This is a genomic window from Streptococcus hepaticus (genome assembly GCF_043656315.1).
GTDB classification, from domain to species: domain Bacteria; phylum Bacillota; class Bacilli; order Lactobacillales; family Streptococcaceae; genus Streptococcus; species Streptococcus hepaticus.
Window position 1 is genome coordinate 112,150 of sequence record NZ_JBINIY010000003.1, and the last position, 23,997, is coordinate 136,146.

General features: G+C 42.4%; 21 protein-coding genes and 1 riboswitch. Of the genes, 14 read left to right on the plus strand and 7 right to left on the minus strand.

The genetic code is table 11. From position 1 onward, the window contains the following. Positions 1 to 45: 45 nt before the first annotated feature. Both lepB and rnhC read right to left on the minus strand, forming a co-directional pair. On the minus strand, positions 46 to 639 hold the full coding sequence (lepB, locus tag ACHUFA_RS04340) for a signal peptidase I (RefSeq protein ID WP_394405015.1): 594 nt from the start codon (positions 637 to 639) through the stop codon (positions 46 to 48). 10 nt (positions 640 to 649) lie between these two features. Beyond that, positions 650 to 1,540 carry a ribonuclease HIII gene (rnhC, locus tag ACHUFA_RS04345; RefSeq protein WP_394405016.1) on the minus strand — a complete coding sequence of 297 codons (891 nt, stop codon included), beginning with the start codon at positions 1,538 to 1,540 and terminating at the stop codon, positions 650 to 652. 99 nt (positions 1,541 to 1,639) lie between these two features. Here rnhC and ACHUFA_RS04350 point away from each other — a divergent pair, with 99 nt between their 5' ends. The 6 genes from ACHUFA_RS04350 (at position 1,640) to ACHUFA_RS04375 (ending at position 8,118) form a co-directional block, all read left to right on the plus strand. Then, the gene (locus ACHUFA_RS04350) at positions 1,640 to 1,951 is read left to right on the plus strand and encodes a hypothetical protein (protein ID WP_222347731.1); all 312 of its coding nucleotides are present in this window, start codon (positions 1,640 to 1,642) and stop codon (positions 1,949 to 1,951) included. Further along, positions 1,948 to 2,496, plus strand: coding sequence for a CvpA family protein (locus tag ACHUFA_RS04355; RefSeq protein ID WP_222347732.1), 549 nt, complete (start codon positions 1,948 to 1,950; stop codon positions 2,494 to 2,496). The genes ACHUFA_RS04350 and ACHUFA_RS04355 overlap by 4 nt, the downstream gene beginning before the upstream one ends. Positions 2,497 to 2,529: 33 nt before the next feature. Continuing rightward, on the plus strand, positions 2,530 to 4,863 hold the full coding sequence (locus ACHUFA_RS04360) for an endonuclease MutS2 (RefSeq protein ID WP_394405017.1): 2,334 nt from the start codon (positions 2,530 to 2,532) through the stop codon (positions 4,861 to 4,863). A gap of 141 nt (positions 4,864 to 5,004) precedes the next feature. After that, the gene (gene trxA / locus ACHUFA_RS04365; protein ID WP_222347734.1) at positions 5,005 to 5,319 is read left to right on the plus strand and encodes a thioredoxin; all 315 of its coding nucleotides are present in this window, start codon (positions 5,005 to 5,007) and stop codon (positions 5,317 to 5,319) included. Between the two features lie 247 nt (positions 5,320 to 5,566). Beyond that, positions 5,567 to 6,508 carry a peptide-methionine (R)-S-oxide reductase MsrB gene (msrB, locus tag ACHUFA_RS04370; protein WP_394405018.1) on the plus strand — a complete coding sequence of 314 codons (942 nt, stop codon included), beginning with the start codon at positions 5,567 to 5,569 and terminating at the stop codon, positions 6,506 to 6,508. A gap of 109 nt (positions 6,509 to 6,617) precedes the next feature. Then, positions 6,618 to 6,704: riboswitch (glycine riboswitch) on the plus strand. A gap of 88 nt (positions 6,705 to 6,792) precedes the next feature. Next, positions 6,793 to 8,118 carry an alanine/glycine:cation symporter family protein gene (locus ACHUFA_RS04375; RefSeq protein WP_394405019.1) on the plus strand — a complete coding sequence of 442 codons (1,326 nt, stop codon included), beginning with the start codon at positions 6,793 to 6,795 and terminating at the stop codon, positions 8,116 to 8,118. Positions 8,119 to 8,168: 50 nt separating this feature from the next. Here the strand turns inward: ACHUFA_RS04375 and ACHUFA_RS04380 are convergent, their stop codons facing one another. Then, positions 8,169 to 11,369 carry an LPXTG cell wall anchor domain-containing protein gene (locus ACHUFA_RS04380; RefSeq protein ID WP_394405020.1) on the minus strand — a complete coding sequence of 1,067 codons (3,201 nt, stop codon included), beginning with the start codon at positions 11,367 to 11,369 and terminating at the stop codon, positions 8,169 to 8,171. Positions 11,370 to 11,798: 429 nt separating this feature from the next. Between ACHUFA_RS04380 and ACHUFA_RS04385 the strand changes: the two genes are divergently transcribed. Genes ACHUFA_RS04385 through ACHUFA_RS04395 form a run of 3 tightly spaced genes read left to right on the plus strand, consistent with a single transcriptional unit; the run spans position 11,799 to position 13,465 of the window. Next, positions 11,799 to 12,620, plus strand: a complete 822-nt coding sequence (locus tag ACHUFA_RS04385) for a mechanosensitive ion channel family protein (protein WP_394405021.1) — start codon at positions 11,799 to 11,801, stop codon at positions 12,618 to 12,620. Between the two features lie 12 nt (positions 12,621 to 12,632). Further along, complete coding sequence (locus ACHUFA_RS04390; RefSeq protein ID WP_394405022.1) at positions 12,633 to 13,226, plus strand: DUF4352 domain-containing protein; 594 nt, start codon at positions 12,633 to 12,635, stop codon at positions 13,224 to 13,226. A gap of 26 nt (positions 13,227 to 13,252) precedes the next feature. Continuing rightward, positions 13,253 to 13,465 (plus strand): hypothetical protein, encoded by a 213-nt coding sequence (locus tag ACHUFA_RS04395; RefSeq protein ID WP_394405023.1) that lies wholly within the window; start codon positions 13,253 to 13,255, stop codon positions 13,463 to 13,465. A 170-nt stretch (positions 13,466 to 13,635) separates the two neighbouring features. Here the strand turns inward: ACHUFA_RS04395 and gdhA are convergent, their stop codons facing one another. After that, entirely contained in the window at positions 13,636 to 14,982 is a 1,347-nt protein-coding gene (gdhA, locus tag ACHUFA_RS04400) for an NADP-specific glutamate dehydrogenase (RefSeq protein WP_394405024.1), read from the minus strand. 218 nt (positions 14,983 to 15,200) lie between these two features. Here gdhA and ACHUFA_RS04405 point away from each other — a divergent pair, with 218 nt between their 5' ends. The 4 genes from ACHUFA_RS04405 to ACHUFA_RS04420 all read left to right on the plus strand — a co-directional run bounded on the left by ACHUFA_RS04405 (position 15,201) and on the right by ACHUFA_RS04420 (position 18,934). Further along, positions 15,201 to 16,139: a dihydroorotate oxidase gene (locus ACHUFA_RS04405; protein ID WP_394405025.1), complete on the plus strand. Its 939-nt coding sequence runs from the start codon at positions 15,201 to 15,203 to the stop codon at positions 16,137 to 16,139. Positions 16,140 to 16,227: 88 nt separating this feature from the next. After that, positions 16,228 to 17,505 carry a CapA family protein gene (locus ACHUFA_RS04410; RefSeq protein ID WP_394405026.1) on the plus strand — a complete coding sequence of 426 codons (1,278 nt, stop codon included), beginning with the start codon at positions 16,228 to 16,230 and terminating at the stop codon, positions 17,503 to 17,505. A gap of 15 nt (positions 17,506 to 17,520) precedes the next feature. Then, positions 17,521 to 18,336 carry a Cof-type HAD-IIB family hydrolase gene (locus tag ACHUFA_RS04415; RefSeq protein WP_394405027.1) on the plus strand — a complete coding sequence of 272 codons (816 nt, stop codon included), beginning with the start codon at positions 17,521 to 17,523 and terminating at the stop codon, positions 18,334 to 18,336. Further along, a complete protein-coding gene (locus tag ACHUFA_RS04420) occupies positions 18,326 to 18,934 on the plus strand; it encodes an NUDIX hydrolase (RefSeq protein WP_222347744.1) in 609 nt (202 codons plus the stop codon). The genes ACHUFA_RS04415 and ACHUFA_RS04420 overlap by 11 nt, the downstream gene beginning before the upstream one ends. A gap of 44 nt (positions 18,935 to 18,978) precedes the next feature. Here ACHUFA_RS04420 and ACHUFA_RS04425 read toward each other — a convergent pair whose 3' ends face one another. The 3 genes from ACHUFA_RS04425 to ACHUFA_RS04435 form a co-directional block, all read right to left on the minus strand. Next, positions 18,979 to 19,884, minus strand: a complete 906-nt coding sequence (locus tag ACHUFA_RS04425) for a diacylglycerol/lipid kinase family protein (protein WP_222347745.1) — start codon at positions 19,882 to 19,884, stop codon at positions 18,979 to 18,981. Positions 19,885 to 20,310: 426 nt separating this feature from the next. Further along, entirely contained in the window at positions 20,311 to 22,035 is a 1,725-nt protein-coding gene (locus ACHUFA_RS04430) for an ABC transporter permease/substrate binding protein (protein ID WP_394405050.1), read from the minus strand. Between the two features lie 18 nt (positions 22,036 to 22,053). Continuing rightward, positions 22,054 to 23,250 carry a quaternary amine ABC transporter ATP-binding protein gene (locus ACHUFA_RS04435; RefSeq protein WP_222347746.1) on the minus strand — a complete coding sequence of 399 codons (1,197 nt, stop codon included), beginning with the start codon at positions 23,248 to 23,250 and terminating at the stop codon, positions 22,054 to 22,056. A gap of 495 nt (positions 23,251 to 23,745) precedes the next feature. On the opposite strand from ACHUFA_RS04435, the gene ACHUFA_RS04440 reads away from it, so the two are divergent. After that, positions 23,746 to 23,991, plus strand: a complete 246-nt coding sequence (locus ACHUFA_RS04440; protein ID WP_222347747.1) for a GlsB/YeaQ/YmgE family stress response membrane protein — start codon at positions 23,746 to 23,748, stop codon at positions 23,989 to 23,991. Positions 23,992 to 23,997 lie beyond the last annotated feature (6 nt).

The following is a 23,997-nucleotide window of genomic DNA, read 5'->3' on the forward strand; positions in this document are numbered from 1 at the left end:
GCATAAATTTAGGAGTCGGATTTGAGCCCAACTCCTAAATAAATCTTACATGCCGCCGAAACGACTAAATGGCCAGAAGCGGAAGACAATTTCGCCTTTTATATCTGCTTTTTTGAAGTTACCAACAGCGCGACTATCTTGTGAGACAATCCGATCGTCTCCAAGTAGAAAATATTCTCCCTTCCCGACAGTGACTGTAAAGTTGGCATTGCCAGTAGCGTCTTGGGTGAAGTAGTTGGCTTGTTGAGCTAACTTTTGGAAGTAAGAGTTGTAGGAATAGGTTGACTGGAGCTTGTCTTTGGCAAATAGGGCCTTATAGTCAGCTAGGTAGCTCTCCTCCACTTTTTTGTCATTGACATAAAGGGCGTCATTTTCATAGCGAATGGTATCACCAGGCATGCCGACAACCCGCTTGACAATGAGCTTTTCCTTGCCTTCTTCATCCAACTCACTAGCTACGACAATGTCAAATCGGTTAATGCTAGTGGTCTTGACCATGAGTAATTTTTCCTGATCAAGAAGAGTTGGGTCCATAGAATGGCCGTCAACGGTGACGGGACTCCAGATAAAAAGTCGGCTTAGGATAAAGAGGGTCAAGATGAGGGTAAAAAGTCCCCATTCTTTCAAAAAATATTTCATATAAATTCACCTATTTTAGTAATGCTTGCGCTTTTTTCGTATTGGCAAAGTGGAGTTTGGCGGTAGATTCAAGCCCAGCCATCCCATGTGTTTTGAGAATATTGCTGGCAACTTGGTCAGACTTGCTTCCTGCACCAGAAGGTAGATTGCAGCCAATTTCTTGCCCGAGTTGGACCAGATTTTCCAAAAACATAGCGCGTGCGATGATGGAAGAGACAGCGACAGCCAGATGCTTGCCCTCGGCCTTTTCCTCTAGTGTCACCGGATTGGCAAAACGATTTTTCTCCTTGCTCAGATACTTGTCGTAGTTCTTGGTGCTGGTAAAGGCGTCGATGACAATCTTGTTAGGCTGAACGCCCTTTTGGAGCAGCAGAAAGATAGCTTGATTATGGAGAGCCACTTTGACAGAGACAGCGTTGTAACCTTGCTCGATGACTTGGTTGTATTTTCTTGGGGACAATAGCAGAGCTTGGTGGGTAATCTTTTCTTTTAAGAGTGGCGCGATTTGGCAGATTTTTTGGTCTGTCATTTTTTTAGAATCATCTACTCCCAATGAACGAAGAAAGGCATGGTCAGCTGGGGTGACAAAACTTGCTACCACCGCAAGACCACCAAAGTAGGAGCCGTTTCCCACCTCGTCTGTCCCAATCATGGGCATGTCCTGTCCGCTAGGACTTGACGAGTCAGTGTCGTCAGGAACCCAGCCCCATTTTTCTGCATAAAATCCAGCCTTCTCCCCTTGAAACATAGCTTTCCCAGAAGTATAAATAGACAGAGAAGCCCCGTCCAGCTTGAAAAATCCATCCATATAGGCATTCTTGCTAGGTTGCTGGTAAGCAGCATAGTTTTCTAACATCTTTTTCTTGACGGTATCAGTCACTTTCAATACGATTGTGTTCATTTTATCAGTATAGCATATTTCTGTCCTTTTGCCTTAATCAAGCAGGTCGAGATAGTCAAAAAGCTGATTTTACGGTATAATGAAGAATGAGGTGATTTTATGGCAAACTTGAATCGATATAAATTTACATTCGGAGAAAAACAATTAACCTTGACCACTGAGCACGACAATCTCTTTATGGAAGAAATCGAGCGTGTGGCCCAGGAAAAATACCAAGCCTTGAAAGCAAAAATGCCCAATGCAGACCCAGAAACCTTGGCTTTGCTTTTGGCTATCAATGCTCTTTCTGTCCAGTTGACACGGGAAGTGGCTTTTGAAAAGACAGAACTCGAACTCGAAAACATGAAAGAAAAAGTCTTGCAGAAAACCGCCCCCTTGGTGGACTTGGACGAACTTGAGGAGAACCTATGATTTCCTTGATTTTATTGATTATTTTATTGTGGAGCTTTTACATCGGCTACAGTCGTGGTTTGGTTTTGCAGGCTTATTATACATTTTCAGCAGTTTTAGCCCTGATCATCGCTTCTGGAAATTACAAGAGTTTAGCTAAAATTTTCTATCTCTGGGTGCCTTTTACAACGGCGACAGATGGCGCCAAGAATGCCTATTTTGCCAGCAAATATCTGTTTAACTTGGACGAGATTTTTTATGCTGGTCTGGCCTTTTTAGCGGTTTATATTCTTGTTTATGCCATTATGCGCTTTATCGGCATTTTTGTGCATCTGCTGAATTTTATCAATCCAGATACGCGCCTGACCAATTCCATCAGTGGTGGTCTGGCTGTGATTGTGACCTTGATTTCGCTGCAGTTGATCTTAACCGTGGTGGCAACTGTTCCTCTTGCGACAGTACAGCATTATTTGCAAGAAAGCTTTGTGGCCAATGCCATTATCAAATACACCCCGATTATGACAAGTGTCTTGCAGCAACTTTGGGTGACAAATGTGGTGGGGTAAGCAGAACTTACCTCTTTTTTAGTAGGAAATATCATGAATCAAAAAATTATCGAAACCCTAGAATTTAAGAAAGTAACAGTCCTCTTAGAGCCCTTCGTGGTGACGGAACAGGGCTTGCAAGAATTACAGGGACTGACTCCCATGGCGGAAGCTGACCGTCTTCAACAAGCCTTTGATGAAATCAAGGATATGGCAGCTATTTTTGAATATTATCCTTATTTTGCCATTGGCAAGACGGTGGATGTGACGCCTGCTGTCAAGCGATTGCAGTTGGACGCTGACCTCAACATTTCTGAACTCTTGAGTCTGAAAAAAATCTTAGAAGTCAGCAAAAATTTGGCAGATTTTTATAGTAATTTGGAAAATGTCGGTTTGCAACAGCTACAGCATTTGTTTGAAAAGATGGAGCTCTTTCCTAGTTTACAAGGATCACTTCAATCCATCAACGACGGCGGTTTTGTAGAGGATTTTGCCTCTGAAAATCTTATGAAGATCCGTCGGAAAATCCAAGAAGCTGAAGCTCAGGTCCGTCAGCTCATGCAGGAATTTCTCAAGACCAAGGCGGATATGTTGTCAGATAGCGTTTTGGCTAGTCGGAATGGACGCAATGTCTTGCCGGTCAAAAATACCTTCCGAAACAAGATTGCAGGGGTCGTGCACGATATTTCGGCTTCTGGATCGACCGTCTACATTGAACCGCGCTCAGTCGTGGCTCTGAACGAAGACATCACCAATGCACGTGCTGAAGAGCGTCATGAGATTGCACGGATTTTGTCTCAGTTGTCAGACATGATTCGACCGCACGCAGCTATTATCGGAAACAATGCTTGGGTTATCGGGCACTTGGATTTGGTGCGGGGCAAGCATCTTTTTGCTCGTCGCTATGAAGCGGTGGTGCCGACCCTATCTCAAGATCAGGACATCGCCCTTCTCAATGTTCGCCATCCCTTGATTACTCATCCTGTAGCCAATCATCTACATTTTGGAAAAAATTTGACCGCCATTGTCATTACTGGTCCCAATACGGGTGGTAAGACCATTATGCTAAAAACACTGGGGCTAGCTCAGCTCATGGCCCAGTCTGGTCTGCCGATTTTGGCTGATAAAGGGAGTCGTGTCGGGATTTTCAATCAGATTTTTGCCGATATCGGCGATGAGCAGTCTATTGAGCAGAGTCTATCAACTTTCTCTAGTCACATGACCCACATTGTGGATATTTTAGCCAAGGCTGATGACCAGTCGCTCATTCTCTTTGACGAGTTGGGAGCGGGAACGGATCCGCAAGAGGGAGCCAGTCTTGCTATGGCTATCTTAGATGATTTGCGCCTCCGTGGCATCAAGACCATGGCGACCACCCACTATCCAGAACTCAAGGCTTATGGTATTGAGACTCAGGCAGTGGAAAATGCCAGCATGGAATTTGATACGGATAGTTTGCGACCAACCTATCGTTTTTTGCAAGGAGTCCCTGGTCGGTCAAATGCCTTTGAAATTGCACGCCGTCTGGGCTTGTCAGATGCGGTTATTGGTGCAGCTCAAGCCTGGACAGACACAGATAGTGATGTCAATAATATCATTGAAAAACTGGAAATGCAGACCTTGGAAAGTCGTAAACGATTGGACCGCATTCGGGAAGTCGAGCAGGAAAATCTCAAAATGAATCGAGCCCTGCGTAAACTTTACAACGAACTCAACCGTGAACGGGAAACCGAACTCAACAAGGCTCGTTTAGAAGCTCAGGAAATTGTGGCTTTGGCCTTGACAGAAAGTGAGGACATCCTCAAAAATCTGCATGACCAAGCCAGTCTCAAGCCGCATCAGATTATTGAAGCCAAGGAGCAGCTCAAAAAGTTGGCTCCTGCAACAGTAGATTTATCTAAAAATAAAGTTCTGAAAAAAGCCAAGGAAGAAAAGGCAGCTAAGGTAGGAGACGACATCATCGTGACTGCCTACGGTCAACGTGGAACCCTGACCAGCCAGCTCAAGGACGGACGTTTTGAGGCCCAAGTTGGACTGATTAAGATGACCTTGAAACGGGATGAATTTACTCTTGTCAAGGCTGAGAAGGAAGACAAAACCAAGCAAAAACAAATCAATGTTGTCAAACGGACAGCAGCAAAAGGTCCGCGTGCCCGTTTGGACCTCCGAGGCAAACGTTACGAAGAAGCCATGCAGGAATTGGATGAATTTATTGATCAAGCTCTCCTTAACAATATGGCGCAGGTGGATATCATTCATGGTATCGGAACAGGCGTCATCCGTGAAGGAGTGACCAAGTATCTCCGTCGCAACCGCAACATCAAAGAATTTGGCTATGCCCCGCAAAACGCAGGCGGCTCAGGTGCTACGATTGTGACCTTTAGGTAGGGAAACCTGCTATCAAGAATATACCTACGTCATTGATTTGTAAGGGATTTGTCCCCCAATACTCCTACCGTAGCAATTATTTCCCAATCTGATTTTTTTAGTGTAGAATAACAGTACAAAATGAAGAAACGGAGAATTCTTATGGTACAAGCTATTACAGATGCAAATTTTGAAACAGAAACAGCTGAAGGCGTGGTTCTTGTAGATTTTTGGGCAACTTGGTGTGGTCCATGTCGTATGCAAGCCCCAATCTTGGAGCAATTGGCAGCAGAAGTAGACGAAGATGAATTACGCATTTACAAAATGGACGTGGATGAAAATCCAGAGACAGCTCGTCATTTTGGTATTATGTCTATCCCAACACTTCTGTTCAAGAAAGACGGTCAAGTGGTCAAGCAAGTGGCTGGCGTTCACACGAAAGAACAGTTGAAAGCAATCTTGGCTGAGATTGGCTAATTTTTTCCATGATAGGTCGTTGATGACAAAATGAGCTGAGAAGAGTCTGGGACAAAAGTCTCAGGCTCTCTAATTTTCTATAGTTTTAACAGTTTGACGCAGTGGTTGACTGAATGTTCTCATCCCTTGCTACGCAAGAGATTTCGACCAGTCTAGTCAACTGTGCGGAGGTGGGACGACAAAATCGATTTCTGCGAAATCACGATTTTTGTCCCACTCTCTTTTTGCAAATTCTAGGAGGTGCACTATGAAAGAAATCTATCTTGCAGGTGGTTGTTTTTGGGGATTAGAGGAATATTTTTCTCAGATTGAGGGTGTGTTGAAGACCAGCGTAGGTTATGCCAATGGTCAGGTGGAGACCACTTCTTATCAGCTCCTTAAGCAAACAGATCATGCGGAGACAGTCTATCTGGCTTATGATGAAAATATGTTGACACTACGGGAAGTTCTTCTCTATTATTTCCGCGTCATTGACCCCGTTTCTGTTAATCAGCAGGGACCTGACAAGGGGCGCCAGTACCGGACGGGGATTTACTATACAGATGAAGCAAGTGTGTCTGTGATTGAGACGGTGATGGCAGAAGAAGCTGCTAAGCTCGGTATCCAAAAACTAGCAGTCGAATGTGAGCCCTTGCGCCATTATATTCTAGCGGAGGATTACCATCAGGACTATCTCAAGAAAAATCCGACTGGTTATTGTCATATTGATGTAAATCAAGCAAAAATTCCTGTCATTGATGCCAAAGATTATGCCAAACCGAGTCAAGAAGACTTGAAAGCTCGGTTAACAGATTTGCAATATCAGGTGACCCAAGAAGCGGCGACAGAGCGTCCTTTTGAAAATGAATTTTTCGAGAGTGACCAAGCGGGTATTTATGTCGATATTACAACGGGAGAGCCGCTCTTTTTGTCCACAGATAAGTTTGATTCAGGCTGTGGTTGGCCATCCTTTACCAAGCCGATTAGCAAGGAAGTAGCCACTTATTTCCAAGATTATTCCCACGGTATGAATCGCATAGAAGTGCGGAGCCGCGCTGGACAAGCGCATTTGGGACATGTCTTTGATGATGGGCCGCGAGACAAGGGTGGTTTGCGTTACTGCATTAATTCTGCGGCATTGCGCTTTATTCCAAGAAATGACATGGAAGCGGAAGGTTATGGATTGTTCGTGGATTTGCTAAAAAAATGAGAGTTTTTATATAAAAACTTGCAATTCTACGAATTTTCTGTATAATTAATATCAATAAAAATAGAATACCGGTTGACCTTTTATAGGAGGAGAAATCTAACTGTAAAAAAGACGGAACTCTGGAGAGACCATTTGGCGCCGAAGGGGCAAGGCAGAAACTGCTGAAACTCTCAGGCAAAAGGACAGAGCGAAAAAAGGGACTTTCCCCACGTTTTTCGTGTATCCAGAGGCTATTTATAGCCTCTTTTTTCTTGGTTTTCTATTGATAAAAAGGAGAATGTGATATGCTTGAATTGATGCAAAAGGTGCAAACCTTTGTCTGGGGAGTGCCCCTTTTGATGCTTTTGGTAGGAACGGGCTTGTATTTGACCGTGAGATTGGGAGTTTTTCAGTTATTTAAACTTCCAAAAGCTTTTCGGCTGATTCTGTCTGGTGACCAGTCAGGAGATGGAGAAGTATCTAGTTTTGCGGCTCTCTGTACAGCTTTGGCAGCGACTGTCGGGACTGGAAATATTGTCGGAGTTGCAACAGCCATCAAATTAGGTGGTCCAGGAGCCTTGTTCTGGATGTGGGTGGCGGCTTTCTTAGGGATGGCAACCAAGTATGCTGAAGGATTTTTAGCCATTAAATACCGAACAACGGATGCCAATGGTGAGAGTTCAGGTGGTCCTATGTACTATATCCTCCTCGGTATGGGAGAAAAATGGCGTCCGCTAGCGACTTTCTTTGCCTTTAGTGGTCTCCTAGTTGCCCTCTTTGGTATAGGAACCTTTACTCAGGTCAATGCTATTACGAGTTCGATTCATAATTCTTTTGGTGTGGATGTACGTCTGGTCGGCATCTTGTTGGGACTGGTCGTGGCCTTGATTATTTTCCGTGGGATTCAGGCGATTTCTGATGTGGCGACTAAGGTAGTCCCATTTATGGCGATTGTCTATATTCTAGCGACATTAGGAATTTTGGTGACGCACACAGATAGTCTCCTTCCTAGTTTGAAAATGATTGCTAGCTCAGCCTTTACAGGGACTGCGGCTACAGGCGGATTTGTCGGAGCGACCATGATGGTTGCTTTACGTAGTGGGATGGCGCGTGGCGTCTTCTCTAATGAATCTGGTCTGGGAAGTGCACCGATTGCTGCGGCGGCTGCTAAGTCCAATCATGCGGTGGAGCAGGGCTTGATTTCCATGACAGGGACTTTTATCGATACCTTAATTATCTGTAGTTTGACAGGGCTTTCGATTATTGTGACAGGATTTTGGACAGGGACGCAAAATGGTGCAGCCTTAACTCAATCGGTCTTTACCAGCACTTATTCTAGCTGGGGAAGTGGCCTCTTGACCGTTCTCTTGACCCTCTTTGCCTTTACGACCATTTTGGGTTGGAATTACTATGGAGAACGTTGCTTTGAGTTTCTTTTTGGAGTCAAACACCTAAAAATCTACCGAATTTTCTTTGTGGCAATGGTAGTTGTCGGTGCCTTCATTGAATTAGAATTGGTCTGGGTGATTGCAGATATCGTTAATGGATTGATGGCTTTACCAAATCTGATTGCCTTACTGGTCTTGTCCCCTATTATTATCCATGAAACCAAGAACCATTTTAAAAAATAAGAAAGAGGGTGGGAACTTGTCCTAACCTCTTTTTGGTGTGTCAGAAATGTCTAGTTTTCTTCTTTTTTATCTTTTAATAAGAAACAGCTACCAAAGGCCAACATGGCACCTGCAATAACCAGGATAGGAGAACTTGCTTGTCCTGTCTTTGGTAAAGTTTTTGCAGGTGTTGTCGGTCTAGTTGCTTGTGGCTGATAAGCTAGAGGAGCTGGTTTATCAGTTGTTATCGGTTTTGGAGTTGCTTGAGGTAAGTCCTCAAAGTTTGCTAGCTCCGTTCCAAAAATAGCATTGCTGACCCAACGATAGAAATTCAAGGTATGGGTCTTATTGAGAGGATTTCCAGCAAAGATAAAGATTGGCTGATCCATGTAGCTACCACTAATGGCAACATTTTTTCCTGCCAATTCTTCATGACCAGGCCACCAACCAGAGACATAGAAATTTCCTCCTTGTATATTGGCCAAAACCTTGAAATTACTTGGAATACCTGCAATCCAACTACCTGAGTTTGCATAGTATAGAGTGTCGGCCTTATATCCGCTAGTGTAAGGGCTTTGGTCGTCAAGTTTGATTCGCATGAGTCCCTCGTAGGAACCTGCATTTCTAGCTGCCATTGTTTCAGCATCAAATCCAGCTAATAGACCTAGTTTTTCAAGGCGAGCCATGGCTTCTCCACCGATAATAATAACAGGTTTTTTACCAAATACAGAGGCGTCGAATTGTCCATTGTCCAAGACCACCACATCAGCTTCGTCTAGACTAGTGACGACATCAAATCCCATTTGCTTCAGTCCGAGTGTTGCTTCTGAGACAGATGGGAAACCAAGGCTGATGTTAGGATTTCCTGGAGAGTAGACTTTCATGGCTGTCAGAGTCTTGCCGACAGGTTTCTTATAGAAAGGCTCTGCATAGAGTGGGTAGTTGCCAATCATTTCCTTGAAGGTTTTACTATCAATAATATAGCCATCGTTTGTTAAGTAGACGGATTTTCCACCTCGAATGGCTGCGTTGACAGCTTGGACAGCAGCTAGGGAATTATTGGCTAAGAAGTAATATGGAGTATCCTCTACCGCTGCAGAACGTGGTGCTTGAGATAGGGTAACTGGACCCAATTTATCTTTGAAGAGGTCGGCAGTGTATACAGCTTCTGACTTGAAGCCTCGCATATCAGGGAAATTCATGACCAATTCAGCGTACATTTCAGCCCACTCTGATTCATCGGACCCCTTGTACATGACATGGTTAGCGTAGCCGCGTTTGGCTTGGGCCATGTCAATCACCAAATCTCCTTTTTTATAGCCGGCAGTATCTTCTGTCAATTGGCTGAGTAATACCCCATTTCTTCTGAAGTAATCGATCATTTTGAAGGATTGATCAATATCGTTGTTCGCAGATAATTCCATTGGAATGACGTAGTAATCTGGGAAGAAATTAGCTTGACCATCTTGGCGAATCCGACCTTTGACACTACCGTCAGTTGTTACGAGTGGTGTTTCTGCGGATGGCGCTTCCACTTTATTAACACCTCGAGAATAGTAAGTTAGTCGATTTTTCATTAAGCGGTCACTATTTTCCAAGGCGTAGTGGATACCAGCTAGAACAGCATAGAGACCAGCCTTGTAGGAATCTTGGTTGGTTTCAGGGATTTCGATCGTATGTCCTAAAATACCATGATAGAGGGCATAAACTGCCGTATAACCAGAGAAAGAGTCATCCCAGCCAGAACCATAGTAGTATTTTGGAATAATATAGTGGTCGTACTTAGAATTGGTAATGCCTGCTCGTCCCATAGCATTAGCTTCTGCGACCAAGTCTTCTTCAAAAATATCATATTCAAAGTTAGGATCGTGTGGAGGAGTGGCTGGCTCGATTAGGAAATCTTTTACAAAGCCGTGAACGTCAAAAACGGAGATTGGATTCCACTTAGTTATTTGCTCCACAATAGCCTTTGTTTCAGGATTGGTTTGGTAACCAGTGTCGCGGTTTGGATCTAAGCCGTTTGCTAAGGCACGTGTATTGGCAATATCTCCGTCAGGATTTTCTGTGAAGTTAAAGAGCAGGATGACTTTTTCAAGTAATTGTTTGACATCCAACACAATTTTTTGAGGAAGATTATTGGCATCGACAGTTTCATAAACGATGGTTGCTTTACGGGCAAATTCTTCAAATAAGCCACGTACCACATCAATTCCCGGTTGCTCATCGGCATGGGTATTGTTGATGAGAATAGGGAGTTTGTAGTCAAATGCTCCTTCTGCCAAATGTTTCATAGCCTCATCAGGATTGGTTAACATAGCTGGTGTTGTCTTGCTGAGGTAGTCATCAATGCTGGCTTGATCCTTGGCGATAATGCCCATTTTGATAGGATTGTTTTGAGCACTGGTCCCAATTGTTTCCACTTTTACCAAACGATCATCAGCATGTTCCTTCTCGATAGCATCAATTTCTGCCTGTAATTCCTCATGAGTCATATAGCTTTCGTAAGGACGAAGTGTGATTTCTTTGGTGATGATTGTTTTTCCGTCTGCGCTGACACCTTTTAAGACATAGGTTTGAATATAATCACGGTAGGTACGACGGATGTTGTTTGGCCAACGTAGACTGAGGTCGCTACCAAAGAGTGGTTTCATTGTGATCGTGTAATTGGTGAGGTCACCTTGAGGATCGGAGGTGATGGTCAGTAGTTCTTCCTTTGTGAAGGTTCCTGTCTCCATATCATAGGTCATAGTAGGCAGATCTTTGATGGTCCAAGTTAGAGGAGAAGTTGTTGGAGCTGCAACCTGAACACTATTTTCTTGGTCCATATAAAGCGTGGCAGGAGTTTCTGTAATAGTTACATTCTCACTTGTGGTAGGCGATTCAGCAACAGTCGCAAGAGGTTGTAGAGTACTGGTAGTTCCTTCCGGCTGGCTAGTCGAACTTTCTGCGGTTGAAGCATCTGTTGTTGTCTCTTCAGCAGGGCTAAGAGGTTTTTCTTCTGTGCTACTAGGAGCTTCTGTTAGACTAGCAGTAGACTCAGGGGTAGGTGTTTCTGCTAAAGGTTGGTCAGGGCTACTTGTCTCAGGACTTGAGCTATTAGCTTCTGGCTGCAAGGTGTTGGTGACAGTTGGTGTGTTGTTGGGGCTAGGCAGGTTTTCCTCTGCTGCAACATGTTGAGCTAGAACCAAGCTGCAGACCAAAAGGCAGGATAAGGTTGCACCCTTGGTCAAAATGGATGATTGGGCTGGATGAGAATTTGTTTTCTTGTTCATATTTATCCTCCATAAAAGAAATGTGTTTGTATTTTAATTCATTATTATACAAAAAACAATCAATTTTATGAATTTTTATTCACGCAATAGAATAACTAGTAACAAAAGGTAAGGATAAAATCGTTTGTACACAGTATCATGAAAGGAAAAATCAATAAATGAGTAACAGACGATTATTGAAATTCAGTAGAATAAAAAATCTCTACAGCACCTTTAGTATATCACCAATGCAAATAAAAAAATGCCAAATTTTTGGCATTTTGATGAACAAAATAGAGAGTTTTTTATCAAATAAATGGTGAGTAGAAAGACTATTTTCACTAGGGAATACTTTGGAGATACAGGCTTAAAACTCACATTTGGTTCAAGCTATCTTTCCATAAAACAACTCTCTTCAAGTATGATATAATATCCCTAGAAAGGAGTTCTATGCTTTCATTTTTTCAAAAGTATTTTGCGCAATTTGATATAGAAGCGATTTTGATGAATCTGATTTCCATTGTGCTGCTTTATTTGTTCTTTCTTCTCCTTAGAAGGAGTATCAAATTTGTAGCCAAGAAGATGGTGCAGTCTAGTGTTAAATTAAACCATCCAGACTCGGGGCGCCAAAAGACGGTCATTCGTCTGGTGGAAAATATTCTTCAGTATACCTTGGTTTTCTTTTTGATTTACTGTATTTTAGCTATTTGTGGGCTTCCTGTATCTAGCCTGTTAGCGGGTGCGGGGATTGCTGGGGTTGCCATTGGTCTGGGTGCGCAGGGCTTTTTATCTGATTTGGTTAATGGCTTTTTCATTCTCGTTGAGCGCCAGTTTGATGTGGGAGACAATGTTCGTCTGACAAATGGACCGATTGCTGTAGCAGGAAAGGTGGTTTCTGTTGGAATCCGAACAACACAGATACGCGATGCAGACGGGACTCTACACTTTATTCCGAATCGAAATATTTTAGTTGTTAGTAATAAATCTCGCGGAGATATGCGGGTGCAAATTGATTTTCCACTTTCTAGTACAGTGGATTTAGAGGCAGTTGATGCAGTCATTAAGAAAGTAAATGCACAACACATTCCTCTGTATGATGCTGTGAAAAATTGTTTAGTATTGGGGCCGCAAACTTCTGAAACAGGGCAATTTTCTTATCGCATTCACCTCTTTGTGGCCAATGGTCAACAAAGTCAAGTGTATCATGATTTTTATGGCTTTTATCAAAAAGCCCTTCTAGAATCTGGCTTGGATTTGCTGGCTTCTAAATAGAAAGGGAAGAGTATGTTTCCAAAAGAATTTATCGTCGAAGATGGCCATGTTTATTATCGGAAAAAGCCACTTCACCAGCAGCCGTTGTTCTGGACCAGTATTGCAGGACTGGTTATTTCGCTCATCCTAGCAACGGTGGTGGGCTTTCTCTTGTTGGTCTTAGGGAGCCAAGCGGTTAATGAATTTGTTGCTGGGGATTATGACGCTGGCTATGAAGCCACTATGGACTGGTCTGATTATGATGAATATGCAATCGGTGAAACAGCCGAAATGGCGGATCTCTCAATCAAGGTAGAGTCTATAGAAATTGCAGATGCAGATAGGCTCATTGATGACAGTTTGGATCAGGCCTTGGTGGTAAAGGTCAATCTGAAAAATACCAGCGATCAAGATTATTACTTCGATGAGTATGAATTTTCGGTTTATGGTGATGATGCAAGTGGTTATTATGTCCTTGATTATCAAACCTACAACAAAGATATCCCAGAAAAAATCAAACCAGGCGAAAAAGTGGACTTGACTCTCTACTACGGAGTGGATGATTCGGATGTTTATCGGTTTATTTATCAGGATATTTACTGGTCTACCCACGATATAGGGATATAGATGCTATCTAAGAATGGAGTTTTGTCATGATTAAGCAGATGGTAGTATTTATGACCTTCTTTGTTTCAGCAGTGATTCTTTTTGGAGTGAGTCTATTTTTCTTTCCAAATATAGCAAATTTTGCTGCATCAATTTATGCAATATTACTGTTTGACGCTATTTGGCACTCTCCACGTTTTCTCATCAGTTTTGGTTTGTCACTTGTTTTTCTTCTATCTGGCTTACAAAAATTATCGTAAGTTTTAGGAAGAAGGGCTGACGCTTCCAAAAGATTATGTAAATCCTGTCTATGTAAGGTATAGACTATTGAAACTCTCAGAGCCTGTTTCTGGGAGTTTTTTTGAGCAAGAAAAAAGATTGAGGAAGCAGTCCACGAAGGACGATTTCTCCAATCTTAATTAGTTTGCTCTTATACCAATCCTTGGGCAATCATTGCGTCAGCGATTTGTTCAAAGGCTGCGATGTTAGCACCTGCAAGGTAGTCTTTACCAAGGTCGTATTTTTCAGCTGTTTCTTTAGCTGTGTTGAAAATGTTTGCCATGATGTCTTTGAGGCGGTTGTCCACTTCTTCGGCAGTCCATGACAAGCGGAGGCTATTTTGGCTCATTTCGAGGGCTGATACGGCTACACCACCAGCATTGGCTGCTTTTGCCAAACCGTAAAGAACACCGTTTTCCTTGTAAGTGTAGATAGCATCAAGGTTTGAAGGCATGTTGGCACCTTCAGCTACACAGTAGACACCATTTTTCACGAGGCGAGCAGCCTTGTCACCGTCGATTTCATTTTGGGTCGCACATGGAAGAGCGATGTCAACCTGACCATCGTAATCCCATACAGAACCTTCAAAGTAAGTTGCGCTAGCTTTTTCTGCAGCGTACTCTGTCAAACGAGCGCGACGGTTGTTCTTCACATCGCAAAGGAGGTCGAAGTCAATACCAGTTTCGTCGATGATGTAACCATTTGAGTCAGATACAGAGATGACTTTCCCACCAAGTTCAGTAGCTTTTTGGACTGCAAATTGGGCAACGTTACCTGAACCTGAAATCAGAACAGTTTGCCCGTCAAATGATTTGCCGTTGGCTTTGAGCATGTTGTCTGTGAAGTAAACAAGTCCATAACCAGTTGCTTCTGGACGGATGAGTGAACCGCCAAATCCAAGAGGTTTACCAGTCAAGACACCTGCATCAAATTGGCGAAGGCGTTTGTATTGACCATACATGTAGCCGATTTCGCGTCCGCCGACACCGATGTCACCAGCTGGAACGTCAAGTGAAGGACCGATGTGTTTTTGCAATTCAGTCATGAAGCTTTGGCAGAAGCGCATGATTTCAGCATCTGTTTTATCTTTAGGGTCAAAGTCTGAACCACCTTTACCACCGCCGATTGGAAGACCAGTCAAGACGTTTTTGAAGATTTGCTCAAAACCGAGGAATTTAAGGATAGATTGGTTTACAGTTGGGTGGAAACGAAGTCCGCCTTTGTATGGACCAACTGCTGAGTTGAATTGGACGCGGTAGCCGCGGTTGACTTGTACATTTCCGTCTTTATCAGTCCATGGCACACGGAAAGAAATCACGCGTTCTGGTTCAACGATACGAGCCAAGATATTTTCAGTGATGTATTCTGGGTGAGCTTCGAAGACTGGCTCCAAGGTGTTGAACAATTCTTCCACCGCTTGGAGGAATTCTTTCTCATGAGAGTTGCGAGCCTTTACTCCTTCAAATGAGGCTTGGATATATTCTTTAGCAGATGTCATTAATAGTTCCCCTTTAGTTGTGATTTATTAAATTGTCTGACAATTTAATTTATGGTGCTATTATAGCACCTAGAAATTTATTTGTAAAGTAAAAACTTGAATTTTCTGACAACTTTTTTCAAAAAAATCTAAATCCGAATGTTTTTCTTAAAATGCAGTTAGAGGCTAAGAGCAGGCTTCTCTCTATGCTATAATAAAAAAAACTAAAGGAGAAAACGATGGTTTCGACAAAAACAAGTTTGGCTGGTGTAGAATTTGACAACTGCCTCATGAATGCAGCGGGTGTTTGGTGTATGACCAAGGAAGAGTTGGAGGGGGTTAAAAACTCTGCGGCGGGAACCTTTGTCACCAAGACAGCGACTCTTGCAGCGCGTGCAGGTAATCCTGAGCCTCGTTATCAAAATGTGCCTCTGGGTTCTATCAACTCAATGGGCTTGCCCAACCAAGGTCTGGACTACTATTTGAATTATCTCTTAGAATTACAGGAAAGGGAACTAGGCAAGACTTTTGTTCTTTCTGTCGTTGGCATGTCGCCTGAAGAAACTCACACGATCTTAAAAATGGTGCAAGATAGCGAGTTTACAGGACTGACAGAACTCAATCTTTCCTGTCCAAATGTCCCAGGTAAGCCACAAATTGCTTATGATTTTGACATGACAGAGCGTATTTTGAGGGAGGTTTTCCGTTATTTTAGCAAGCCTTTGGGAATCAAGTTGCCACCTTATTTTGATATTGTACATTTTGACCAGGCGGCAGAAATTTTCAATAAATTCCCTCTTAAATTTGTTAACTGCGTCAATTCGATTGGCAATGGTCTTTATATTGAAGACGAAAGTGTTGTTATCAAGCCTAAAAATGGATTTGGCGGGATTGGTGGTCAGTATATTAAGCCGACTGCCCTAGCCAATGTGCACGCCTTCTACCAACGCCTTAATCCAAGTATTCAAATCGTGGGGACAGGAGGTGTCTTGACAGGTCGAGATGCTTTTGAACACATTCTTTGCGGTGCAAGCATGGTGCAGTTGGGGACTACATTGCAAAAAGAAGGATTAGAAGCCTTTGAGCGTATTACTGAAGAATTGCAAGCTATTATGGAAGAAAAAGGTTATGAAAGCCTAGAAGATTTCCGCGGAAAATTGCAGTACATCACAGAATAAGGAATCATCGGGCTGGGAAAACTGGCTCGATTTCCTATTTTCAAAAGGCAAAGAATAGAGTATACTGGAAGAAATAGGAGGTAGTATCATGGGAAGAAGATCAAATCGTGCATGGAGACATCGTCAGCAAAGACGCAAAATAAAAGTAATAGCTGTTTTAAGCTCGCTCATCATGCTAGTCTTAGGATTGTTTGTGTGGACTCTTTTTTTGAATCGGCCAGGGGGGGTGACAAAATCAGCAGCTAAGCAACAGTCATCCAGTCAGCAGACTAAGAGTAAGCAAGTAACCAGCCAAACAGCTCGTGTTATGGCGCATGGCGATCTACTCTACCATGATGGTCTTTATATAAGTGCCCAGCAGGCAGATGGCTCCTATGACTTTTCGACTAATTTTACCTATGTGAAGCCATGGATTGAGCAGGCAGATCTAGCCATTGCTGACTTTGAGGGAACGATTTCCTCAGAATTTCCTCTAGCTGGCTACCCTCTTTTCAATGCTCCTTCCTCGGTTGTGACAGCTATCAAGGATGCAGGGTATGATGTAGTCGATTTGGCCCATAATCATATCTTGGATTCTCAGTTATCAGGGCTTATTTCAACGTCAAAAAACTTTACAGACTTAGGAATTGGGACGGTTGGTATCTATCCTGAGGGCAATCGGGCTTCTGCTCCGCTATTTATTCGAGAAATCAATGGGATAAAAATCGCTATCTTGGCCTATGCTTATGGCTTTAATGGTATGGAGGGCAATCTGACTCAAGAAGAATATGATAGCTATCTATCCGACATGAATGAAAGCAAGATGCAGGCAGAGATTGAGCGTGCTGAAAAAGAAGCAGATGTTACCATTGTCATGCCCCAGATGGGGGTAGAATACCAACTGGAGCCAACGCAAGAACAGGTGACTCTCTACCATAAAATGGTAGATTGGGGAGCAGATGTTGTCTTTGGTGGTCATCCGCATGTGGCAGAGCCATCTGAAATTCTTGAAAAAGATGGAGATAAAAAGCTTATTATCTACTCTATGGGGAATTTTATCTCTAACCAGCGGATGGAGACCATGGAAGGGGTGAATAACTACCAGTGGACAGAGCGCGGGGTTCTCATGGATGTAACCTTCGAGAAAAAAGATGGGAAGACACTCATCCAGACTGCGACTGCTCACCCGACATGGGTTAGCCGTGTGCCAAATGGTCAATATGCGGCTGATGGTGGATCCTTGTATACCTATCAAACCTTTATCTTAGAAGATTTTATTGAAGGTGGAAAACACCGAGAGCAACTGGATGAGGAAACAAAAGCAAGGGTTGATACGGCTTATCAAGAAATGAAGGATTTTATGCACCTGAGCTGGTCAAATGAGTAGACTGAAAGGAAGAAGATGATAAAATTAGTTGCTTTTGATATGGATGGAACTTTTTTGAATACTCAGAATGACTATGATCGCAAGCGTTTTGATAAGATTTTTCAGGACTTGACAGCGCGTGACATCAAGATTGTAGCTATTTCAGGTAATCAATTTCACCAGATTAAGACATTTTTTGAACCTTACTTAGACCAGATGACCATTGTGTCTGAAATTGGGAATAAAATTTATGAAAATGGTCACTTATTACAGGAACATCATTTTGATCAATCGGTTGTGAAAGGAATCTTAGATTTATTGGGACAGAAAAATCTTCTTTCTCGTTGTATGGTGGGAGGGCTGGACCATGCCTATTTTGGAGCAGCAGCACCAGAAGATTTTAAGAAAATCGTTAAGAAGCATAATTATTCTTGGAAGGAATTAGAATCGTTTGCGGAGTTACCCGAAGACAAATTTTGCATTGTAACCTTGGATGTACCCGATCAGGACATTGCAGATTTGGTAGACCAGATTAATGAGATGAGTGGACCGCGAGCGCGTGCTGTTTCAAGCGGTTTTCAGTTCATTGATATCATCCAACCGACAATTAATAAGGGGACTGCTCTGCAATTCCTCGGTCAACGTTGGGGGATTTCGCTTGATGAGATGATGACATTTGGAGACAGTGACAATGATTTGGAAATGTTGGACTTGACCCCCCATTCCTACGCTATGGCGAATTGTCCAGAAAATGTAGGTCAAAGAGCTAAGAATCAAGCACCAAGCAATGACGAATCGGGAGTTTTGGTCGTCATAGAAAGAGAAATTTTAGGGAAAGCAGATGAAGGATAAAAAGACATTTTTTCAAGAATACCAAGCCCAACCTTTAGGGCAGGAAAAAGTTTATGCTGTTTTTTTACCCTTGGTTTGGGCCAATGATGAGTGGCAGATTCTTTATGAATTGCGCAGTCAAACCATTTCCCAACCAGGCGAAGTGTCTTTTCCTGGTGGGCGAGTAGAGGTAGGAGAATCCTATCAAGCGGCAGCCATTCGCGAAACAATGGAAGAACTCAATGTGGCTGCAACAGACATTGACATCTGGGGAGAAATAGACTATATCGTCTACCATAATCGTACCATCCGTTGCTTTGTGGGGCAATTGAAGATTGATGACTGGACAGACATTTGTCCCAATGCAGAAGTTGAACGACTTTTTACAGTCCCACTAAAGCTATTACAAGCTACTCCGCCGGTTTATCATAGGCTGGAAGCTACCATCAATGCGCAATCGGATTTTCCATTTGAACGAATCACAGATGGCGCCGGCTACAAGTTTAGCCACCATAATCGTCTGATTCCTTTTTACGAGGAAGTCTCTGAAAATATTTGGGGCATGACAGCGCAGTTGACGCATAGATTTATTATCTTATGGGGCCAAGAAGCAGAATAATGAATAGAAAACCCACCGTTTTTGAAGCGGTGGGTTTTAACTGTCTATGTGTGTTTGGGAACTAGTGTACGAATGGCTTTTTCATGCACCGTAATCGTAACGGGTAAGGAGCTAGCTGTGTCTCCATCAATACGAGTAATCGGATTGCGGTGACCTCTTTTAGAGCGGTTATGAATCTCTAGCTTAGATGTACGAAATTGATCCCAATGCTGGTAGTCTTTAAATTCTCCCTTACGGACAAAGTAGAACCACATAAAGCGGAGGAGATGTAGCTTTTTGAGAAGATAGACTGTAAAGAGGCCGTCATCGTAGCTTTCTAAGGGTGAAAAACCTTTTTTGCCACCGATGTGATTGGTCATGGTAAGTAGTAAAATTTTTGTCTTGTATTTTAATCGTTGGCCGTTAAAATCTAGGAAGAGCTTATAGTTTTCTTGTTTCCACCAGATGGACCAGCCAGCAAATAGGAAAGCTAGAAAGCCAAATTTACGCTTGTTTTCAGTGGTGACTCCAAGGGCGATATTGGCCATGAGGCCTAGAGTCATGCTGGAAATCATATAACGGTCGTTGACCTGAGCTAGGTCGAATGTAACCTCTTGTCCCTGGAGGAGGTTATCCAGTGCACTAGTAAGATCAAGTGGAATACCTAGTGATATTGCAAAATTATTGACTGTTCCGGTTGGTATGATTCCTAACTTTGAGTGGCTACCACCTTCAAAAATTCCTGCACAGACTAGACTAATTGACCCATCTCCCCCCAATGGAATAATCAGATCAACCTTGTTTTGACAGGCTTCTTTGGCAAATGCCTGCATCTCTTCGGCAGTCTCAGGGTAAAGAATGGTGACAGTTGCATTGGTGTTTTCTTTGAAATATTTCAAGATGCTGTCGATGATTTTTTCTTTTTCTTCTTTTCCAGAATGTTGGTTAACGAGAATGGTCATATCTTTCATAGTAGGTCCTCTTTGCTAGTTACAGTATACCATTTTTGAGTCAGCAGGTCTTTGAAGGGAAATAAAGGAGCTGGGCTCAAGTCCAACTCCTAATTTTATTTAAGCTAGAATTGCAAGATGCAGTGGTTGATTGGCACCTTTGTTCGCTTTTCAAACTTCAAAGATATCCTATGTTGACGCGAAAATTTCTCTTCATTTCCAACCTCAAAAGGTTCAGTGAACCTTTTGAGCTGTACGGGGATGAGTTAAACAGGTCCCCCAGACCTGTTTAAGTTGGAAATAAAACTTGCGGAGCAAGTGTCAAAAAGATCCAGTGGACGTTTTCTGCCTGAGCTTAAAAATAAGGGAGCGAAGGAAACTCTTTGCTAATTGCTATGAGTTCTTTCCCACTCCCTATTTTTATAGTCAATTAAGAATTTACGGCTCTTAAGATTTTGTCCATTCTTGGACGATTTTTTTGTTCTGCTTAATCCAATTCTTTGCAGCTTCTTCAGGAGTTTTTCCCTTATTGATATCTAGCATGACAGACTCCATGTCTTTTTGTGTCCAATGGAATCGGTCCACAATTTGATAGACTTCGGGAGCATCTTCCTTCAACCCTTTACGGGCAATCGTGTTGATATTTTCAGCTTCTCCGAATGATTTCTTAGGGTCATCAAGGTATTTCAAGTCATATTTTGAGAACATCCAGTGAGGAGACCAACCGGTTATAACGATTTCTTCTTTGTTACGGATGGCCTTATCCAATGAAGATGTCATGGCACCTGTAGAGGATGCTGTCAATTCCCAAGTTGAGAGATTGCCATAGTCTTTTTTAGCAGATTGAGCTGCATCCATGATCCCAGCACCTGGCTCGATACCAGTGATGGATTTTTTAGCTTGATCAGACAAGTCTGAAATACTATGGACGGCGGTCATATAGCTTGGTACGACAAGACCAAGGCGGATATTTTCTAAGTTGGGACCAAGATCTTCTAAGTTGTCTTGATACTTTTTGAATTGTTGACCATGTGTGACGGGAATCCAAGCACTTGTGGTAAAATCGGCATTTCCGTTTGCGACGGATTGCCAACTAACAGCATTATCAAGCGGAATCATATCTACCTTGTAACCAGCTTGTTTTAAGACTTCACCGATGACATTAGTGGAAGCGACTTCTGAATCCCACTGTACATAGGAGATACGAATGGTTTTGTCCTTGGCAGCAGAATTGGCATTCATGGCGATAAAGCTGCGTCCTAAAGCTGCTCCGACAAAGAGGAGTAAGGCTGCGATACCAATCCATTTAGCGGTCTGTCCATTTTCTTTACCTTGATGATTGAGCAGTTGTGAAATACGGTCTAGTATGATGGCCAGAATAACGAGCGCGAAACCAGAGACAAAACCATTCCCGACATCTGCTTTTTGTAGGGCTGAGAGGACTTCACGCCCGAGCCCTGGGGCACCAATCATTGAACCGGTAACGACCATGGAAAGGGCGAGCATCATTGTTTGGTTGACACCGGCCATAATTGTATTGCGGGCAAGAGGTAACTCCACCTTGAATAATTTTTGGCTTGGAGTAGAACCAAATGCATCTGAGGCTTCAACTAACTCGGTTGGAATTTCACGAATAGCCAAGTTTGTAAAACGAACAGTTGGGGGAAGGGCGAAGATAACAGAGGCAAATACCCCTGGTACAATACCAATACCGAAAAATACCACGGCAGGAATCAAGTAAACAAAGGCTGGCATTGTTTGCATGAAGTCCAAAATCGGATTAACAATTTGTTTTACACTTGTATTTTTTGCCATCCAAATACCGAGTGGGACACCGATAATAATCGAAATCAAACTGGCTACTAGCACCAAAACGAGGGTGCTAATCATGTGCTCCCATAGACCTTGGTTGTAGATAAAGAATAGTCCAAGCAAGGTCAAGACAGGCATTTTCCAATCTTCTTTTTTCAATAAGAAAAAGAGAGCAATACTAACGAATGCCATAAAAAGGAGTGGGTTAATGAAGAGAAGTGTATTGGTTGTCCAATCCATCACACCATTTCCGCCGGCTTGCAAGATGTCAAAAAATCCTGCAAATGTTTTGGTAACCCAGTCTGTCAGAGCTTCTACAGCCGGAGCTACCGGAATTTTTGTTTTTAGTATATTTTCAATCATATATTAGTTCCTTCACTATGCGTTGTTCTCTTCGGGGATATTTGCCAAGGCTTCAATCAATCGTCCTCGAATCACGACTCCTAGTAGACGATTGTTGTCATCAGTAACAGCGATTGGAGAAGACGAGTCATAAATTAATGGCATAATATCAGTGATGATGGTATCTTTTGAAACCGTCACGATATCGGTATTGACCACGTCGGCTAATGGAATTCCTTTTTTACGAGCTTCTAGAGCCGCATCTGTCGTAACGCTACCAAGGAGATGGCGGCGTCGGTCAGTTGCCATCAACATAGAGACCTCTTCGTTATACATACGATTCAAGGCAACTTGCGGGCCATCGATTCCGATAGTGGTGGTGATGGGTTTAATCATAATATTTTGTGCAGTAAGGACTTTAGAGCGATCCACATCTTCGACGAACTCGCGTACAAAGTCATTGGCAGGATTGGTTAAAATTTCTTCACCAGTACCAATTTGTATGATTTTACCATCCTTCATTAGGGCGATACGGTCACCAATACGAAGAGCTTCGTTGAGGTCATGACTGATAAAGATAATGGTTTGTTGCTGATTTGCTTGCAAATCGAGTAGTTCATCTTGCATTTCACGGCGAATCAAGGGATCCAGTGCAGAGAAGGCCTCGTCCATTAAAAGGATTTTAGGACTATTAGCGAGAGCACGCGCCAAACCGACTCGTTGCTGCATACCACCTGAAAGTTGATTTGGGTACTGATCTTTGAAGGCCAAGAGACCGGAATTATCCAAAGCACGTTCAGCAATCTGACGACGTTCCTCTTTATCTACGCCACGTAATTCTAAACCAAATTCTGTATTTTCAAGAATAGTTCTGTGTGGAAATAGGGCAAAACTTTGAAAGACCATATTGATATCGTGACGGCGGATCTCACGTAAATCACTGTCGTTCAGTTTAGAGATATCCTTATCTCCTAGGAGAATCTGACCAGATGATGGTTCAATTAAGCGATTCAGCATACGAACGAGTGTTGACTTGCCAGAACCTGAAAGTCCCATGATGACAAAAATTTCGCCCTCTTTGATATCGAAATTAGCATCGTAGACGCCGACAGTTGCACCTGTCTTTTTCAAAATTTCTTCTTTTGATTTTCCCTGTTTGACCAGCTCAAGAGCAGCTTTTTGCTTTTTCCCGAAAACTTTTGTCAAATGGTTTACTTCTAAAATTGTTTTCATTCTTCCTCCAATCACAAGCAACCTATTATTAAAATATAGTGTCACTTGGAAATAAAAAATAGTCTGTCAAAAAACAGAACACACAAAGCATAACACGTAATGTCACTTTTGTCAAAAAATCTAGTTAAAATTGTATAAAATAGAATCATATCAATGGTTTTAAGTTCCGTATTTTTCTATTGTAATATACAAAAATAGGTGTTTTCTTACTATTTTTAGAAAGCACTATTTTTACATTCTATTTAAAAAATAAGCAAAATAGTTGAAAATATCTGTCTATGTGATATAATGACAACATAAAATATAAAACAAGTTGTCACTATAACGAGAATAACAATTGAGCAAAAGCTCACATTATATAATGTTGTTAAGTTAAAAAATTGTAGGATGACCTCTTATATTTTATGTGGTTAAAAACCACAAAGAATATTCTTAATTATTGCCATATACCCATCGGTATTGTATTCTTTGTTAGTTATTTAAAAGGGAGAAAAAATGATGATTCTTTGGAAATTACTTATCGGAGCACTAATCGGTGCAGTTGCAGGAACTATTACTAAAAAAGGTGGCTCAATGGGCTGGATTGCAAACATCATTGCAGGTTTAGTCGGGGCATCTGTCGGACAATCCATCTTTGGTGCATGGGGACCTAGCTTGGCAGGGATGGCCTTGGTTCCATCTATCTTAGGAGCGGTTATCGTGGTTGCTGTCGTGTCGTTCTTTCTTAGAAAATCAAACTAGAAAGTA